This is a genomic window from Methylobacterium sp. CB376 (genome assembly GCF_029714205.1).
Lineage (GTDB): Bacteria > Pseudomonadota > Alphaproteobacteria > Rhizobiales > Beijerinckiaceae > Methylobacterium.
This window is the reverse complement of the sequence record NZ_CP121648.1, coordinates 6,548,491-6,565,318: the sequence shown is the minus strand read 5'-3', so window position 1 is coordinate 6,565,318 and position 16,828 is coordinate 6,548,491. Positions and strand designations below refer to the sequence as shown.

15 protein-coding genes are annotated in these 16,828 nt (G+C 74.1%); 8 read left to right on the top strand and 7 right to left on the bottom strand.

Annotated features, from left to right (window positions below; genetic code table 11):
• The first annotated feature begins 390 nt into the window (after positions 1-390).
• The 3 genes from QA634_RS30275 (at position 391) to QA634_RS30265 (ending at position 1,926) form a co-directional block, all read left to right on the top strand.
• On the top strand, positions 391-672 hold the full coding sequence (locus QA634_RS30275; protein WP_012335655.1) for a DUF4164 family protein: 282 nt from the start codon (positions 391-393) through the stop codon (positions 670-672).
• Positions 673-680: 8 nt separating this feature from the next.
• Positions 681-1,064, top strand: a complete 384-nt coding sequence (locus QA634_RS30270; RefSeq protein WP_012335654.1) for a cell division protein ZapA — start codon at positions 681-683, stop codon at positions 1,062-1,064.
• 223 nt (positions 1,065-1,287) lie between these two features.
• Positions 1,288-1,926, top strand: coding sequence for a L,D-transpeptidase (locus QA634_RS30265; protein ID WP_012335653.1), 639 nt, complete (start codon positions 1,288-1,290; stop codon positions 1,924-1,926).
• A gap of 133 nt (positions 1,927-2,059) precedes the next feature.
• Here the strand turns inward: QA634_RS30265 and QA634_RS30260 are convergent, their stop codons facing one another.
• From QA634_RS30260 to QA634_RS30245, 4 genes are all read right to left on the bottom strand, one after another.
• Complete coding sequence (locus QA634_RS30260; protein WP_012335652.1) at positions 2,060-2,659, bottom strand: NUDIX domain-containing protein; 600 nt, start codon at positions 2,657-2,659, stop codon at positions 2,060-2,062.
• A 68-nt stretch (positions 2,660-2,727) separates the two neighbouring features.
• Positions 2,728-2,985 carry a sulfurtransferase TusA family protein gene (locus QA634_RS30255; RefSeq protein ID WP_043701759.1) on the bottom strand — a complete coding sequence of 86 codons (258 nt, stop codon included), beginning with the start codon at positions 2,983-2,985 and terminating at the stop codon, positions 2,728-2,730.
• A 100-nt stretch (positions 2,986-3,085) separates the two neighbouring features.
• The gene (locus tag QA634_RS30250; RefSeq protein ID WP_012335650.1) at positions 3,086-3,493 is read right to left on the bottom strand and encodes a hypothetical protein; all 408 of its coding nucleotides are present in this window, start codon (positions 3,491-3,493) and stop codon (positions 3,086-3,088) included.
• Between the two features lie 258 nt (positions 3,494-3,751).
• Entirely contained in the window at positions 3,752-5,119 is a 1,368-nt protein-coding gene (locus tag QA634_RS30245) for a glutamate--cysteine ligase (protein WP_012335649.1), read from the bottom strand.
• Between the two features lie 465 nt (positions 5,120-5,584).
• Between QA634_RS30245 and dnaE the strand changes: the two genes are divergently transcribed.
• Entirely contained in the window at positions 5,585-9,091 is a 3,507-nt protein-coding gene (gene dnaE, locus QA634_RS30240) for a DNA polymerase III subunit alpha (protein WP_012335647.1), read from the top strand.
• A 72-nt stretch (positions 9,092-9,163) separates the two neighbouring features.
• Here the strand turns inward: dnaE and nhaA are convergent, their stop codons facing one another.
• Positions 9,164-10,363 (bottom strand): Na+/H+ antiporter NhaA, encoded by a 1,200-nt coding sequence (nhaA, locus tag QA634_RS30235; protein ID WP_012335646.1) that lies wholly within the window; start codon positions 10,361-10,363, stop codon positions 9,164-9,166.
• Positions 10,364-10,466: 103 nt separating this feature from the next.
• Here nhaA and QA634_RS30230 point away from each other — a divergent pair, with 103 nt between their 5' ends.
• Positions 10,467-10,901, top strand: a complete 435-nt coding sequence (locus tag QA634_RS30230; RefSeq protein WP_012335645.1) for a hypothetical protein — start codon at positions 10,467-10,469, stop codon at positions 10,899-10,901.
• A gap of 70 nt (positions 10,902-10,971) precedes the next feature.
• Here the strand turns inward: QA634_RS30230 and tlpA are convergent, their stop codons facing one another.
• Positions 10,972-11,625, bottom strand: a complete 654-nt coding sequence (gene tlpA, locus QA634_RS30225; RefSeq protein WP_012335644.1) for a thiol:disulfide interchange protein TlpA — start codon at positions 11,623-11,625, stop codon at positions 10,972-10,974.
• Here tlpA and argH point away from each other — a divergent pair.
• The 3 genes from argH to QA634_RS30210 all read left to right on the top strand — a co-directional run bounded on the left by argH (position 11,624) and on the right by QA634_RS30210 (position 14,441).
• Complete coding sequence (gene argH / locus QA634_RS30220; protein ID WP_012335643.1) at positions 11,624-13,012, top strand: argininosuccinate lyase; 1,389 nt, start codon at positions 11,624-11,626, stop codon at positions 13,010-13,012. The genes tlpA and argH overlap by 2 nt on opposite strands.
• A 246-nt stretch (positions 13,013-13,258) precedes the next feature.
• Entirely contained in the window at positions 13,259-14,041 is a 783-nt protein-coding gene (locus tag QA634_RS30215; RefSeq protein WP_012335642.1) for an SDR family oxidoreductase, read from the top strand.
• A gap of 118 nt (positions 14,042-14,159) precedes the next feature.
• On the top strand, positions 14,160-14,441 hold the full coding sequence (locus QA634_RS30210; RefSeq protein WP_012335641.1) for a hypothetical protein: 282 nt from the start codon (positions 14,160-14,162) through the stop codon (positions 14,439-14,441).
• A 355-nt stretch (positions 14,442-14,796) separates the two neighbouring features.
• On the opposite strand, the gene QA634_RS30205 is transcribed toward QA634_RS30210, so the two are convergent.
• Positions 14,797-16,761, bottom strand: coding sequence for a vWA domain-containing protein (locus tag QA634_RS30205; protein ID WP_012335639.1), 1,965 nt, complete (start codon positions 16,759-16,761; stop codon positions 14,797-14,799).
• Between the last annotated feature and the right edge of the window lie 67 nt (positions 16,762-16,828).

The window sequence follows — 16,828 nt, the reverse complement described above, 5'->3', positions numbered from 1 at the left end:
CTCCCGAGAGCGGGCGGGGGTGCCGGCGCCCCGCCTCGTGGTGCGGCCCGGGCCTGCGAGCGCCCGTGCGGGTGGATGGGGTTGCCGGGTGATATGAGGTGCCGCGGGCGGGACGGCCATCCCGCGCGCGCCGGAGGTCCCGTTGCGGGCGGCGCGACCGAGGAGGGCGGGAGGCGTCACGGGAACCCGAGATCTGCGGCTGTCCGCCGGCCGACATGGCCGGGCGCGAGCGCGGGCTTCCTAACATGACACCCTCCCCTGTCAAATCGGCCCCGCCCGCCGCCCCGCGGCGGTCCGCGCCCGTTGACGGGAGCGCCCCGGCCGGGCGATTGCGGGCCGCGCGGCCAGCGTCTAGGCTCGGGCCGGGGTGAGGAGTTCAGGGGTTCAACCATGAGTGCGGCCGTGGACGACGCGCTGCGCCGGCTCGATGCCGCCGTCGCCCTGCTCGACGCCGCCGTGACCCGTCGGCTCGACGCCGAGCGCAGCCGGGGCGACCTGGAGGCCGAACTCGCCCTGATGCAGGAGGACCGGGCCCGCCTCGCCGCCGAGCTCGACGCGGCCCTGGGCCAGCTCGCCGAGGCGGTGGCGGTGACCGACGACGTCGAGCATCGCCTCGGGCGGGCGATCGGCACCGTCGAGACCGTGCTGACGCGCAACCGCGCGGAAGGGTGAGGATCCGGATGCCTCAGGTGACGGTGAGCATCGCCGGCAAGACCTACCGCATGGCCTGCGGCGAGGGCGAGGAGCGCCACCTCGAGGAGCTGGCGCGGGGCTTCGACGCGCGGATCGGCGAGATGCGCAAGGCCTTCGGCGAGATCGGCGACATGCGCCTGCACGTCATGGCGGCGCTGATGGTCTCGGACGAACTCGCCGAGACGCGCCGCCGGGTCGAGGCGCTGGAGCGCGAGACCGCCGCCCTGCGCGAGGCCGCCGCCGCCGCCGGCAGCGAGCGCGAGGCCGTGGAGGGCCGCATCGCCGAGGGGATCGGCCGGGCCGCCGAGCGGATCGAGGCCGCGGTGCGCCGGCTCGTGCCCGGCCCGCAGCCGGGCGCGGCCGAGCCGTAAGCCCCGCGTCGCCGGCGGGGACCCGGCAGCCGCCCGCACCTGCGGCGCGGATGCATCAGTGTGACCCACGCACAACGGGCGCTTCGCATCCGCACAAGCGCGGCGGTTTTAAGCTTGGCTTTATGCCGGGCCCGTTTACGGCTTGGCGATGGGTTCCGCCGCACGATGCGCGGCAGTTCACGCATCGCTCCTTCCCCAGCCGAGAGTTCCCCGAGAGGCTCCCATGCGCCGCTTCGCCCCTGTTCTGGCCGGGCTCGCCTGCGCCGTCGCCGCGTGGGCGGCCCCCGCCGCCGCCTACGAGATCGACCCCCTCACCCGTCAGCCCCTCAACCAGGGCCTCAGCGTCACGGTCCGCCCCTCCGCGACGGCCGCCGATCCGACCTCGCCGGCGGCGATGGACACGACCGTGCCGAAGATCAGCCCGGTCCCGCGCGAGACCGTGTCGTATGACGGTCCCTACGGCGCGGGCACGATCGTGGTCTCGACCGCCGAGCGGCGGCTCTACTACGTGCTCGGCGGCGGCCAGGCCCTGCGCTACGGCATCGGCGTCGGCCGGCCGGGCTTCACCTGGGGCGGCGTGCAGACCATCACCATGAAGCGCGAGTGGCCGGATTGGCGCCCGCCGTCGCAGATGATCCGCCGCCGGCCCGACCTGCCCCGCTACATGAAGGGCGGACCCGAGAACCCGCTCGGCGCCCGCGCCATGTATCTGGGCGGCACGCTCTACCGCATCCACGGCTCGAACGAGCCGGAGACGATCGGCACCGCGGTGTCCTCGGGCTGCATCCGGATGACGAACGACGACGTCATGGATCTGTACACCCGCGCCAAGGTCGGCACGAAGGTGGTGGTGCTGCGCTGAGCGCAGCGGCACGGCGCGCGAGGGCCGGCGGCGACGCCGGCCTTCGTCGTCTCAGACCAAATCCGATCGACCTTCGCTCGCGCGCCGCGCGGGCGCGCGATCCGGGATCCGCCGTGATCAACCGGATCCCGGATCAGGCCTGCCCGTCCGCGAACAGGTCCGGGCGGCGCAGGCGCAGGGTCTGGACCAGCACGAGGGTCTTGAGGTCGGGGAGCGCCCCGGAATCGGCCATCCGGGCGAGGCCGGCGAGCGGCACCTCGACGACCGTGATCGCCTCGTCCTCCTCGGCGAGGCCCCCGCCCTCCCCGGCCCGGTCGGCCGCGGCGTAGGGCGCGAGGTAGAGGTCGAGCACCTCGGTGGAGATGCCGGGCATCGCGTGGACCCGGCCGAGGGGTTCCAGTTCCGCGAGGTGCACGCCCACCTCCTCGAAGGCCTCGCGCCGGGCGCAATCGGCCGGGTCGGCCTCGTCGAGGCGCCCGGCCGGCGCCTCCAGCAGGTCCTCGGCCGCGCCGGTGAGCGCGACCGGCGCCCGGAACTGGCGCACCAGCAGGGCGGTGCGCCGGTCGGGATCGTAGGGCAGGACGGCGACGGCCCGGCCGTGATCCTCCACCTCGCGCGTCACCGTGCGGCCGTCGGGCAGGCGCAGTTCGGCGAGGAGGTAGCGCGCCCAGCCCTCGTACAGCACCCTCGTGCCGGTGATCGCGGGGCGGGACGCGGCGGAGGCGCTGGGCATGGGGCTTCCGGTTTCCGGGGGAGGCGCCCTCGCGGGCGCACGCGGTGTCGCGGGGAACGGCGCCAGCGTCAACCGTCCGCGGCGGCGCGGCGAATCTCGAAGACCAGCACGCCGCCGGCCTCGCGCGCGGCTTCGAGCCGGTCGCCCGTCTCGTGCAGCAGGTGCGGGATGTCGATGGCGGCGAGCGGGTCGGTGCAGCGCACCACCAGGCGGCGGCCGGGGGGGAGCGCCCGCAGGGCCTTGCGGGTGCGCAGCACCGGCAGCGGGCATTTGAGCCCGCGCAGGTCGAGATCGTCGGCGCCGGACTCGTCGGTCGTGTCGCTCACCGGGGGCTCCACAGGGCAGCGGCCCGGCGCGCGGGGCGCCGGGCCGCCGATCGTGCTCGGGCGGCGCCGCCGTCAGGGGGCACCGCCGCGGGGCGGCAGCTCAGTAGCCGTAATAGCCGTAGGCCGGGTAGCCGTAGCTGTAGCCGTAGGCCGGGGCGGCGTAGCCGTAGGCGGGAGCGGCGTAGCCATAGGCCGGGTAGCCGTAGCCGTAATCGTAGTAGCGCGGGGCCGCGCTCGCCGCGATCGCGCCGCCGATCAGGCCGAGGGCCGCGCCGGCCGCCAGCGCGCCGCCGGCGCCGCGGCGATAGCCGTACCCGCGGTAGCCGTAGCCCCGGTAGCCGCCGTAATAGCCGCCGCGCCAGCGGACCTGGTCGAGGGTCGCGGGCGCGCCCGCGACGGCGGCCGAGGTCGCGGCCGGGAGCGGAGCTGCCTCGGCCGTGCTGGCGAGGCCGGTGCCGAGCGCCAGGACGGCGCTGCCGGCCAGGGCGATGGTCTTCATCCGCGACATGCTGGGTCTCCTGTTGCCAGATCGGACCGGCGGCGAACCGCGGCCCTGCTGGGCTCTAGAACGGGCAAGGGCAGGCCTCGTTCCCGTCTTCGCCCCGTTGTCCCGCAGGTCAGATCCGCCGCCCGGGAATGACGCGCCCGCTTGGCGCCGCATCGATCGCAGAGGAGCGCGCGCGCGCGGCGCGCCGACTGTGCGGAAGCGCATGCGAGGCGGCGCCGACATCAGCGCTGTGCTTGCGCGGGACGCCCCGTCCCTGCGTCAAAACGCGCACATCTCGAAGACCGGGTCGACCGAGCCGTTCCAGGGCCCCGCGTAGAGGGCGAGCAGGTCCTCCGCGCGGGTGCGGCCGGCCACGATGGCGTGGAGGGGCGCGAGGTGGAGGGTCTCGTCGCGCCCCTGCGCGTCGAGGCGGGCGCGGGCGCGCAGGCCCGCCTCCGCGATGGAGAGGGCCTCGCGGGCGACGTCGCGCAGGCTGCGCCCGGCGATCGCGGCGTCGAGTCCCCGGCGGGGGGCCTCCGCCCGCAGCGCCTCGCGGGCGGCGGCGTCCCAGCCGTCGATCAGGTCGATCGCCGCGTCGAGGGCGGCGGCGTCGTAGAGGAGCCCGACCCAGAAGGCGGCATTCGCGGCGATCATCCCCGGATCGCCGACATCCGCGCCCCGCATTTCCAGGAAGCGCTTGAGCCGCACCTCCGGGAAGGCGGTGGAGGCGTGGTTCGCCCAGTCGGAGCGGGTCGCGCGCTCGCCCGGGAGGGCGGCGAGCCTCCCCGCCATCAGGTCGCGGAACGAGGCGCCGCTCACGTCGTGGTAGGTCTCGCCCCGCTTCACGAAGTACATCGGCACGTCGAGGAGCCAGTCCGCGTAGGCCTCGTAGCCGAAGCCGGGCTCGAAGGCCCGCGGCAGCATGCCGGTGCGGTCGGGATCGGTGTGGCGCCAGATCTCGGAGCGGTAGGACAGGAAGCCGTTCGGCCGGCCGTCCGTGAAGGGCGAGTTGGCGAAGAGCGCCGTCGCCACGGGCTGGAGCGCGAGCCCGACCCGCATCTTGCGCACCATATCGGCCTCGGAGGCGAAGTCGAGGTTCACCTGCACGGTGGCGGTGCGCAGCATCATGTCGAGGCCGAGGCGGCCGACCTTCGGCATGTAGGCCTGCATGATGCGGTAGCGGCTCTTGGGCATCACGGGCGTCTCGGCCCGCGTCCATTTCGGGCTCGCGCCCAGCGTCAGGAAGCCGATGCCGAGGGGATCGCCGGCCGCCCGCACGGCGTCGAGGTGCTGGGCGAGTTCGAGGCTGGTCCGGTGCACGTCGGCGAGCGGGGCGCCGGACAACTCGAACTGGCCGCCGGGCTCCAGCGAGATCGCCCCGCCGCCCTCCGGCCCGGCGAGCCCGATGGCCCGCCCCGCATCGACGATCGGCTCCCAGCCCGTCGCCCGCCGCAGGCCGTCGAGGAGCGCCCCGATGCCCCGCTCGCCCGCGTAGGGCACCGGGGAGCGGTCGGCGCGGTAGAACGGCACCTTCTCGTGCTCGGTGCCGATCCGGAAGGCGGCGGCGGGCTTCTCGCCCTCCGCGAACCACTCGATCAGCTCGTCCCGCGTGGTGAGCGGGGTCGCGTCGGACTCGTCGCGCGCCATGCGCCACCTCGTCGTCGGTTGCTCGGATCCGGCAGAGACCCCGCCGAAACGGTCGCGCTTAGATAGGCCGCGGCCCCCCGCGCCGCAACGCGGAACCCTCGGGGCGCCCTCCAAGCCGGCGCCGCCCTCTTCACCGGTCGTTTACCGCAGGACCACGTCGCCGGGCAGTCCCCTTTGACTGCGAACGGAGAGCGAACAAACATGGTCTCAACAGCGAACGAGGTCCGCCCCATGATCCTACGCAAGATCCTTCTCGGTGTCACGGAGATCGCCTCGATGGGGCTGCTCGCGGGCGCGGTGGCGTTCTGGGCGGTGGCGCTGGCGCCGGTCCACTGAGCCCGGCCCCCAACGATCTCTGTGGAAGGCGGCCGGAATGCCGGCCGGTGTGGCCGCGCCCCTGCTGACTCTCTCCGGCCGAGCCTGCAAAGCTCCCCTGCTCCAAGCGGCACACGCGGAGGGCGCCGGGTGCGGGTTCTCAAGGACGTCGGCTTCGTTCACCTCCACACCCATTCCTCCTACTCGCTGCTGGAGGGGGCGCTGAAGCTCGGCGACCTCGTCAAGGCGGCGGCCGGCGACCGCCAGCCGGCGCTGGCGCTCACCGACACCAACAACCTGTTCGGGGCGCTGGAATTCTCCGAGAAGGCGGCCGGCCTCGGCATCCAGCCGATCGCCGGGATCCAGCTCTCGGTGCTGTTCGAGGCGCCCGAGCCCGGCCAGCGCGGCGGGCCCGCGCCCCTGCCCCACCTCGTGCTGCTCGCCAAGGACGAGACCGGCTACGGCCACCTCCTGAAGCTCGCGAGCCTCGCCTATTTCGACGGTCCCCTCGGCGAGGCGCCCCGGGTCCCGGTCGAGGCCCTGCGGGATTGCGCGCCGGGGCTGATCGCGCTCACCGGCGGGCCCGGCGGCCCGCTCGATTCCTGCCTGCGGGCGGCGCGGCCGGAGCACGCGGCGGGCCGCCTCGCGCGGCTCGTCGAGGCCTTCGGGGAGGATCACCTCTACGTCGAGATCCAGCGCCACGGCCTGCCCGACGAGCGGGCGGTCGAGGCCGAGCTGATCGGCCTCGCCGACCGCCACGGCCTGCCCCTGGTCGCCACCAACGAGCCGTTCTTCGCGCGTCCCGAGGATTACGAGGCGCACGACGCGCTCCTCGCCATCGCGGAGGGCCGCCTCGTCTCGGACGAGAAGCGCCGCCGGCTCACGCCGCGCCACGATTTCAAGACCCGCGCGGCCATGGCCGAGCTCTTCCGCGACCTGCCGGACGCGCTCGCGGCGAGCGTCGAGATCGCGATGCGCTGCGCCTACCGGGTGCGCACCCGCAAGCCGATCCTGCCGAGCTTCGGGGTGAGCGGCGGGCCGGCGGCGAGGGATGCCGCGCAGGCGGGCTCCCCCGCCCCGGCGGGCGATCCCGCCCTCGACGAGGCGGGGGAGCTGAAGCGGCAGGCGGAGGCCGGGCTGGCGCGCCGCCTCGCCGAGGCCGGCCCCGCCGAGGGGCTGAGCGAGCAGGATTACCGGGACCGGCTCGCCTACGAGATCGGCATCATCACCAAGATGAAGTTCCCGGGCTACTTCCTGATCGTCTCGGACTTCATCAAGTGGGCCAAGGCCAACGACATCCCCGTCGGGCCCGGCCGCGGCTCGGGCGCGGGCTCGCTGGTGGCGTGGTCGCTCCTCATCACCGACCTCGACCCGCTCCGCTTCGGCCTGCTGTTCGAGCGCTTCCTCAACCCCGAGCGCGTCTCGATGCCGGATTTCGACATCGACTTCTGCGTCGTCGGGCGCGAGCGGGTGATCGAGTACGTGCAGAGCCGCTACGGCGAGGCCCAGGTCGCGCAGATCATCACCTTCGGCACGCTGCTCGCCCGCGGCGTGCTGCGCGACGTCGGCCGCGTGCTGGAGATGCCCTACGGGCAGGTCGACAAGCTCACCAAGCTGGTGCCGCAGAACCCGGCGAACCCGGTGACCCTCGTCCAGGCCATCGAGGGCGAGCCGCGGCTGCAGAGCGCCATGGAGGAGGAGCCGGTCGTCGCCCGGCTCATGGAGATCGCCAAGAAGCTGGAGGGCCTGCACCGCCACGCCTCGACCCACGCGGCCGGCGTGGTGATCGGCGACCGGCCGCTCGAGGCGCTGGTGCCGCTCTACCGCGACCCGAAGACCGGCATGCGGGTCACCCAGTTCAACATGAAGTGGGTGGAGCAGGCCGGCCTCGTGAAGTTCGACTTCCTCGGCCTCAAGACCCTGACGGTGCTGCGCGGCGCCACCGACCTGCTCGAGCAGCGCGGCATCACCCTCGACCTCGCGGCCCTGCCCCTCGACGACGAGCGCACCTACGAGCGCCTGCGCAAGGGCGAGGTGGTCGGCGTGTTCCAGGTGGAATCGGCGGGCATGCGCAAGGCGCTCGTCGAGATGTGCGCCGACCGCTTCGAGGACCTGATCGCGCTCGTCGCCCTCTACCGGCCGGGCCCGATGGCCAACATCCCGGTCTATTGCGAGCGCAAGCTCGGGCGCGACGCCGGCAACGAGGCGGTCTGGTACCCCCATCCCAAGCTGGAGCCGATCCTGGCCGAGACCTTCGGCATCATCGTCTACCAGGAGCAGGTGATGGAGGTCGCCAAGGTGCTCGCCGGCTACTCGCTCGGCGACGCCGACCTCCTGCGCCGCGCCATGGGCAAGAAGATCAAGGCCGAGATGGACGCCCAGCGCGACCGCTTCCTCAAGGGGGCGATGGAGCGCGGCCTCGACAAGGCCAAGGCCAACGAGATCTTCGACCTGCTGGCCAAGTTCGCGGATTACGGCTTCAACAAGTCGCACGCGGCCGCCTACGCGCTGATCACCTACCAGACCGCCTACCTGAAGGCGAACTACCCGGTCGAGTTCCTGGCCGCCTCGATGTCCCAGGACCTCGACGACACCGACAAGCTCGCCGAGTTGCGCCAGGACGCGCAGCGCCTGGCGATCAAGGTCGAGCCCCCGTCGGTGAACCGCTCCGGCGTCACCTTCGAGGTGCATGACGGGACGATCCGCTACGCGCTCGCGGCGATCAAGGGCGTGGGGCGGGCCGCGGTCGAGGCGATCGTGCAGGCGCGGGGCGACCGGCCCTTCCGCGACCTCGGCGACTTCGCCCGCCGCCTCAACCCGCGGCTGGTCAACAAGCGCACGCTGGAGAGCCTCGTCGGCGCGGGCGCCCTCGACGAGATCGAGCCCGACCGGGCGCGGGCCTTCGCGGCGATCGAGCCGATGCTGCGCCTGGCGCAGGGCGCGCTCGAGGCCGAGACGGTCGGGATGACCGACATGTTCGGGGGCGTCGCCGCCGCCACGGTGGCGCTGCGCATCCCGCCCTACGATCCCTGGCCGGCCGCCGACCGGCTCAAGAAGGAGTACGAGGCGGTCGGCTTCTTCCTGTCGGGCCACCCGCTCGACGAGTACGGGGAGCTCCTCAAGAAGCTGCGCGTCCAGACCTGGGTCGAGTTCTGCCGCTCGGTGCGGGCCGGCAACAGCGTCGGCCGGGTCGCCGCCACGGTGCTCGACCGCTCGGAGCGGCGCACCAAGACCGGCAACAAGCTCGGCATCGTCAACCTCTCGGACCAGACCGGGCATTTCGAGGCGATCGTGTTCTCGGAGGGGCTGCAGCAATACCGCGAATTGCTGGAACCCGGGCGGGCGCTCGCCCTCCAGCTCCAGGCGAGTGCCGAGGGCGAGGACGTGCGCGCCCGCATCCAGACCTGCGAGCCCCTCGACCAGGCGGTGGCCCGCTACCAGAAGGGCATGCGGATCTACCTGCGCGACGAGCGCCCGATCCCGAGCGTGCAGCAGCGGCTCACCACCCGCGGCGAGGGCGAGGTCTCGCTGATCCTGATCCTCGACGGGGGCGAGCGCGAGGTCGAGGTGAAGCTGAGGGACCGCTACCAGGCGAGCCCGCAGATCGCCGGCGCGCTCCGGGCGGTGCCGGGGGTGGTGCAGGTCGAGGTGAATTGAGGTCGAGGTGAATTGAGGCGCGGTGCCCTCCCGCCGATCCGCGCCGATGGCCCGGTCGCGGGTCCCGCAGGATCACGCCTCGGGCGGCATCCTGCGCGCCGCGAGCGACAGGACCAGCGCCCCGGCGAGCGACGAGGCGAGCGAGCCGAGCAGCACCCCGAGCTTGGTCTCGGCCTCGAATTCGGGATGGGGCGCGAAGGCGAGCGCGCCGATGAACAGGCTCATGGTGAAGCCGATGCCGCAGAGCAGCGCCACCCCGTAGATCTGCTGCCAGGTCGCCCCCGCGGGCTTCTTGGCGAGGCCGGCCCTCACGGCGAGCCAGACCCCGCCGAAGACGCCGACCTGCTTGCCGAGGAAGAGCCCCGCCGCGACGCCGAGCGTCACCGGGGCGACGAGCGCGTCGAGCCCGAGCCCGCGCAGCGACACGCCCGCATTGGCGAAGCCGAAGATCGGCACGATCGCGTAGGCGACGACGGGCTGGAGCGCGTGTTCGAGGGCGTGCAGGGGCGAATGCGCGTCGTCCGGCCGGCCCGGGCTCGGGCGGCAGGGGATCGCCAGCGCCAGGATCACGCCCGCCACCGTGGCGTGCAGGCCCGAGCGCAGCACCACCAGCCACAGGGCCGCCCCCAGGATCAGGTAGGGCCCGAGCCGGCGCAGGCCGACCCGGTTGAGGGTGAACAGCATCGCGGTGATCCCGGCGGCGAGGCCGAGCATCGGCCAGGACAGGTCGGCCGTGTAGAAGAGCGCGATGATCAGCACCGCGCCGAGATCGTCGAGGATCGCGAGCGCGGTCAGGAAGACCTTGAGCGAGACCGGGGCCCGGGAGCCGAGCAGCGCCAGCACGCCGAGCGCGAAGGCGATGTCGGTGGCGGCGGGAATCGCCCAGCCGCGCAGGGTGGCGGGCGTGTGCCAGTTGAGGGCGGCGTAGACGAGGGCGGGCGCGATCATGCCGCCGAGCGCCGCGATGCCGGGCAGCGCCCGGTCCGGCCAGGTGCGCAGGCCCCCGTCCAGGAACTCGCGCTTGATCTCCAGCCCGACCAGCAGGAAGAAGACCGCCATCAGGCCGTCGTTGATCCAGTGGAGCAGGCTGAGCGGCCCGACCTCGGCGTGGAGCCCGTGCGCGTAGGCCTCGCCGAGGGGGCCGTTGGCGACGACGAGGGCGAGCAGCGCGCTGCCCATCAGCACGACGCCGCCGCCGGCGCTGCTGGAGAGGAGGCTGCGCAGGGCCGAGAGCGGCCGCGGGAACCGGCGGGGGGGGCGCTGTGCGGTCATGGGGCCCCCTGCCAGGAATCGAGAGTGGGTTCAACGCCGCGGGTTGGACCCCCGTTCGGGCGCCCGGGCCCGATCGGCACGCCCCCCGCGACGGAGACACCTGATGGACCTCACCTGGAGCTACCCGGTCGAGTTGCGGTGGGAGGAGGGACGCTACCACGCCTACGCGTCGGGCGAGCCCGCCGCGATGGCGTCCGGCGCGAGCGTCGAGGCGGCCCTCGACGGGATGACCAAGTCCCTCACCGCGCTCGCCTACTTCGCCATGGCCAACGGCGAGCACCTCTCCCTGCCGAGCCCGGCCACGCGGGCCGAGACCTACCGGGTGGTGCTGCCCGCGCGGCTCGCCGCGAAGGCGTCGCTCCACGTCCTGCGGCACCTGAGCGGGCTCGGCGAGGAGGCCCTCGCGGCGCGGCTCGGATGCCCCGTCGCGCAGGTGAGGCAGATCCTGGATCCCGACCACGCCACGGAGATCGAGGCGATCGAGGCGGCCGCGCGGGCGCTCGGCGGGCGGATCACGGTCGGGTTCGCGGCGGGCTGACCACCGCCGGCCCGCAGGGCGGCCCGGGGGGCCCGCAGGGCGGGCCGGGGAGCCCGCAGGGGCGCCCCGCTCAGCCCGGCGGCAGGCGGCCGAGCGCCGCCCGCACCAGCGCGAGCCCGTCCTCGCTCGCCCACTCGGCCGGGCCCTTCATGACGCCGATCTCGCAGCCGGCCTTGTCGAGGAGGAGCGTGGTCGGCAGCCCCACCACCTCCCCGCTCTTCTGCAGCACCGGCAGCACGCGCCCGCCCGGATCGGCGTAGTAGGCGAGCCGCGCGATCCCGTTCTCGCGCAGCCAAGCGGGCGGGCGCTCCGGGTTGCGGGTGTCGAGGTTGATCGCCACGACCTCGAAATCCGGCCCCCCGAGCGCCGCCTGGAGCCGGTCGAGGGACGGCATCTCGGCCTTGCAGGGGGCGCACCACGTCGCCCACAGGTTCAGGAGCACGGTCCGCCCCCGGAGGTCGTCGAGGCTGCGCGGCCTGCCGTCCGGCCCCGTGAAGGACAGGGCGGGGGCGGGTCTGGGGGCGGGATCGACCTGCAGCGCCGCGACCTCGCCGCGGGAGAAGGGCGCCACCCGGGCGGCGGTCGCGGCGGCCGCCCGGCAGGCGCCGCTGTTGCCCGGACTGCCCGCGGCGTATAGGGCGGCGCCGAGCGCCAGTGCCGCGGCGGCGATCCCGCCTCCCAGGGCGAGGGCGAGCGGCGTGCGGGCGAGACGAGGTGCGGACATGAGCAACCGGATGTGGGGCGGGCGCTTCGCGAGCGGCCCCGCCGAGATCATGGAGGAGATCAACGCCTCCATCGGCTTCGACAAGCGCCTCGCCCCCCAGGACATCCGGGGCTCGCTCGCCCACGTGGCGATGCTGGGGAAGACGGGGATCCTGCCGCAGGCGGATGTGGCGGCGATCGAGGCCGGCCTCAAGACGGTCCAGGCGGAAATCGAGTCCGGCGCCTTCACGTTCCAGCGCGCCCTCGAGGACATCCACATGAATGTGGAGAGCCGGCTCACCGAACTCGTCGGGCCGGCCGCGGGCCGCCTGCACACCGCCCGCTCGCGCAACGACCAGGTCGCCACCGACATGCGCCTGTGGGTGCGCGACACCCTCGACGCCCTCGACGCCCAGGCCGCCGACCTGCAGCGGGCGCTGGCGGCGCTCGCCCTCGCGCATTCCGGCACCGTGATGCCGGGCTTCACCCACCTGCAATCGGCCCAGCCCGTCACCTTCGGCCACCACCTGCTGGCCTACGTGGAGATGCTGGGCCGCGACCGCGGGCGCTTCCGCGACGCGCGCGCGCGGCTCAACGAGTGCCCGCTCGGCGCGGCGGCGCTCGCCGGCACCTCCTTCCCGATCGACCGCCACGCCACCGCGGCGGCGCTCGGCTTCGACCGGCCGACCGCGAATTCCCTCGACTCGGTCGCCGACCGCGACTTCGCCCTCGAAGCCCTCGCGGCCGCCGCGATCGCGGCCGTGCACCTGTCGCGCTTCGCCGAGGAGATCGTGGTCTGGACCTCGGCCCAGTTCGGCTTCGTGCGGCTCTCCGACCGCTACACCACCGGCTCCTCGATCATGCCGCAGAAGCGCAACCCGGACGCCGCCGAACTGGTGCGGGCCAAGGCCGGCCGGGTGATCGGGGCGCTGGCCGGCCTCCTCATCGTCATGAAGGGGCTGCCCCTCGCCTATTCGAAGGACATGCAGGAGGACAAGGAGGGCACCTTCGACGCGCTCCAGACCCTCTCGCTCTGCCTCGCCGCGATGACCGGGATGGTGCGCGACCTCGAGCCGGTGCCGGAGGTGCTGAAGGCGGCGGCGGGCGCGGGCTACGCCACCGCCACCGACCTCGCCGACTGGCTGGTGCGGGAACTCGGCCTGCCCTTCCGCGACGCCCACCACGTCACCGGCCGCCTCGTCGGCAGGGCCTCGGCCCGGGGGGTGGGGCTGGAGGCGCTGAGCCTCGCCGAGATGCGGGAGGAGGAGCCGCGCATCACGGAGGCGGTCTACGCCGTGCTCGGCGTCGAGAATTCCGTGGCGAGCCGCACCAGCTATGGGGGCACTGCGCCCGCCAACGTGCGGGCGCAGGCCGAGCGCTGGCTCGCCGCGCTCGGCGACACGCAGTGATCCGAAATCCGACGGATTGCGTCGCAATGCGGATTTCGGCTTCGCTCAAGCGCCGCGCGGGCTCGTGATCCGACGGATTGCGTCGCAATGCGGATTTCGGCTTCGCTCAAGCGCCGCGCGGGCTCGTGATCCGACGGATTGCGTCGCAATGCGGATTTCGGCCTCGCTCACGCGCCGCGCGGGCTTGTCATGCGCTGGCCGGAAGTGATCTTCCGGACAGCTTATGATTGGAACGGAGGACACCCCATGGATCTCGGCCTCACGGGCAAGCGCGCCATCGTCCTGGCGTCGAGCCGCGGCCTCGGGCGCGGCATCGCCGAGGGTCTCGCCGCGGAGGGGGCGAACGTCCTCCTCGCGGCGCGCAGCGGCGAGCGCCTGGACCAGGCGGTGGCGGCCATCAACGCCCGCGGCCAGGGCCGCGCCTTCGCGGTCGCGGGCGACCTGAAGGACAGCGTCGAGGCGATCCACGCGGCCGCGCAGCAGCATCTCGGCGGGGTCGACATCCTGGTCGCCAACACGGGTGGCCCGCCGGCCGGCCAGGCGACCAATGTGGCGCCGGAGGCCTGGGCGCCGCAATTCGACGCCATGGTGGTGCCGGTGATCCGGCTCGCCGGCCTCGTCCTGCCGGGCATGCGGCAGGGCGGCTTCGGGCGCATCCTGATCGTGGCGTCGAGCGGCGTCGAGCAGCCGATCCCCAACCTCGTGATGTCGAACGCGCTGCGCGCCTCGCTGGCCGGCTGGGCGAAGACGCTGGCGAGCGAGGTCGCGGCCGAGGGCGTCACCGTCAACATGATCCTGCCGGGCCGCATCGAGACCGACCGGACCGGCGAGCTCGACGCCGCCAACGCCAAGGCGCAGGGCAAGAGCCCGGCCGAGATCGCCGAGGCCGCCCGCGCGGCGATCCCCGCCCGCCGCTACGGCCGCGTGCAGGAATTCGCCGACGTGGCCTGCTTCCTCGCCTCCGCGCGGGCCTCCTACGTCACCGGCAGCATGATCCGGGTCGACGGCGGCGCGATCCGGTCGGTCTGAGCCGCGGGCGGCCGCCGTCCGGACCACGCGGCATCGCTCGAAATCGAGCGACCGCGTTTGCGGGACGTTGCAACCTCCCGGCGAGGATAGCGGGATATCAACCCGCCAGGGGGACGCCGTGGGGACGCTCGAACTCGAAGACCGGCTCCGGGCGCTCGAGGCGCTCACGACGGAACTAATGCGCACGCTGCTGCGGGCAAAGCTCCTGGGAGCGGAGGAGGCCGAGCGCCTGCTCGACCGGGTCGAGGAGCGGATGACCGGCGAGGCCGGGGCGGTCTTCGCGGCCCAGCTCCTCGCGGACGGGATCGGGGCCGACCGGGGCCCTCTCCTGGAGGAGCCGGAGGCGCCGATCCGCAGCGCCTTCCGGCATCTCCTCTACGGCCCGGCCTCCCGGGCCTGACGCGGCGCCCTCGCGGGGAGCCGCCCCGGGTCGGGACGCGGGCGCCTCATCCGCCATCCGGTTGATGGCTGCGCCATCTCCCATCTCGGCCATGCGGATGTCGGCGTCGCTCAGGCGCCGCGCGGGCTTGGGATCCGGGATCCGCTTCGATCAAGCGGATCCCGGATCAGGCGAACAGGCTGGTGAGCAGGCTGCCCAGCATCGCCAGTCCGGCGATCTTGATGATGAAGCCGAGATCCTCGATCCGCTCGCGCATGGCTGCCTCCGTGGGCTTGGCAGGTCCGTTCTGCTGGCGACCGGAATACGGCGCCGGCCGGGGCCCGGCGGTGCGGTGCAGCACAGGAGGCGCGGCCCCTCACCGCGGCCCGGGCAGGCCCGCGCCGGGCAGGTTCTGGGCGGGCAGGTTCTGGGCGGGCAGGCCCGGCGCGACCTTGGCCGCCCGCACGAGGCCGAGGAACTCCGCCCGGTAGCCGAAAGGGTCGTCCCCCCGGGCCGGGGCGGCGATGCGGATCACGTCGTCGAGGGAGAAGCGGCCGGTATGCTTGCCCCCGCGCAGGATCTGCCCGAAGGCCGCGACCGCGGCGGCGAACCGGGCCTCCTGCGGCGCCTCGGCGAAGCGCGCGGCCTCCCCCTCCGGGCCGACCGGCGTCTCGATCAGTGTGCTCTCGCGCGCGTCCGGGCGCTTGAAGCGGATCGCCACGTGGGCGTAGTCGCGGCTGGCCGGGGCGGGCGCCGCCTCGTGGGGGGCGTAGCGCAGGTCGCCGGTCACCCGCTTCCCGTCCGCGGGCACGATCTCGTAGAGGGCCGTCACGGTCTGGCCGGAGCCCACCTCGCCGGCATCGGCCTCGTCGTTGGCGAAATCGGCCCGGTCGAGGGGGCGGGTCTCGTAGCCGATCAGCCGGTACTCGGCCACGGTCGCGGGATTGAACTCGACCTGGATCTTCACGTCCCTGGCGATCGGGATCAGGGTCGAGGTCGCCTCCTCCACCAGCACCTTGCGGGCCTCCTGGGCGGTGTCGATGTGGGCGGCGACGCCGTTGCCGTCCTTGGCCAGGGCCTGCATCAGCGCGTCGTTGAGGTTGCCCATCCCGAAGCCGAGGACCGACAGGAAGATGCCCTTCCGGCGCTCGCGGGCGACGAAGCCGGTCAACTCGTCCCGGCCGGTGATGCCGACGTTGAAATCGCCGTCGGTGGCGAGGATCACCCGGTTGACCGCCTTCGGGTCGAAGTGGCGCGCCGCGAGGGCGTAGGCCTGCCGGATCCCCTCCCCGCCCGCCGTGCTGCCATGCGCCTGCAGGGTCTCGATCGCCGCCAGGATCCGGCCCGCCTCGCCGGCGGGCGTCGGCTCCAGCACGGTGCCGACCTCGCCCGCATAGGCGACGAGGGCGACGCGGTCGCGGGCATCCAGGGTCGTGAGCAGCATGGCGAGGGATTGCTTGACCAGGGGCAGCCGGTTGGGCGCCGCCATCGAGCCGGACGTGTCGACCAGGAAGACGAGGTTCGCCGGCGGGCGCTCGGCCGGGGCGACCGCGTAGCCCCGGATGCCGATGTGGAGGAGCTTGCGGCCCTCGGCCCAGGGGCTCGGAAAGACCGAGGCCGTCACCCGGAACGGCGCGTCGGGGCTCGCCGGCGCCGGATAGGCGTAGGGAAAGTAGTTGATCAATTCCTCGGTGCGCACCGCCGCGGGCGGCGGCAGGTGGTTGCGGTTCAGGGCGTCGCGCACGATGCCGTATGAGGCCGTGTCCACCCCGAGGGAGACGGTCGAGACCGGGGCCTCGCGGGTGATGCGGAAGCCCCCCTCCGGCGCGTTGGCGAAGCGGTCGCGGCCGACGGGCTCGGACGGGACCGGGGCGGTCTCGCCGGCCGCCCGGGCCATCGCGGCCGGTCCTCGCGGCGAGGCCTCGAACCGGAAGCCTCCCGAGGACCGGAAGGCCTGGAGGGTGCGGCCCGCATCGGCCTCGCCGGCGCGGTTCCGGTCCGGCGCGGGGGCGGGAACCGGCGGCGCGCCCGCCGCCCGGGGCGCGACGGCGGCGGGCGGAGCGGCCGGGCGCGGCGCGGGCAGGACCGGCGGGGTCAGGACCGGCGGGGGCGGCGCCGCGTCCGGGATCGGCGCGGCCTGCGCCCGGGGCGCGGGTCGGGCCTCGGGCCCGGCGGAATTCTGCCGGTCCGCCCCGGAGGCCGGGGCGGCGGGTGCGGGCGGTTCGGCATCCTCGCGGGCGCGATCCTCGCGGGCGCGATCCTCGCGCAGGATGGTCCAGGCGGCGGGACCGGCGAGCGCGGTCATCAGGGCGGCGGCGATGAGCGGGCGGGCGCGGCGCATGAGGGGAGGTCTCCCGAGGATCTGCCGCTCCCTCGGACGCACCGGCGCGCCGGATCCTTGGACACAG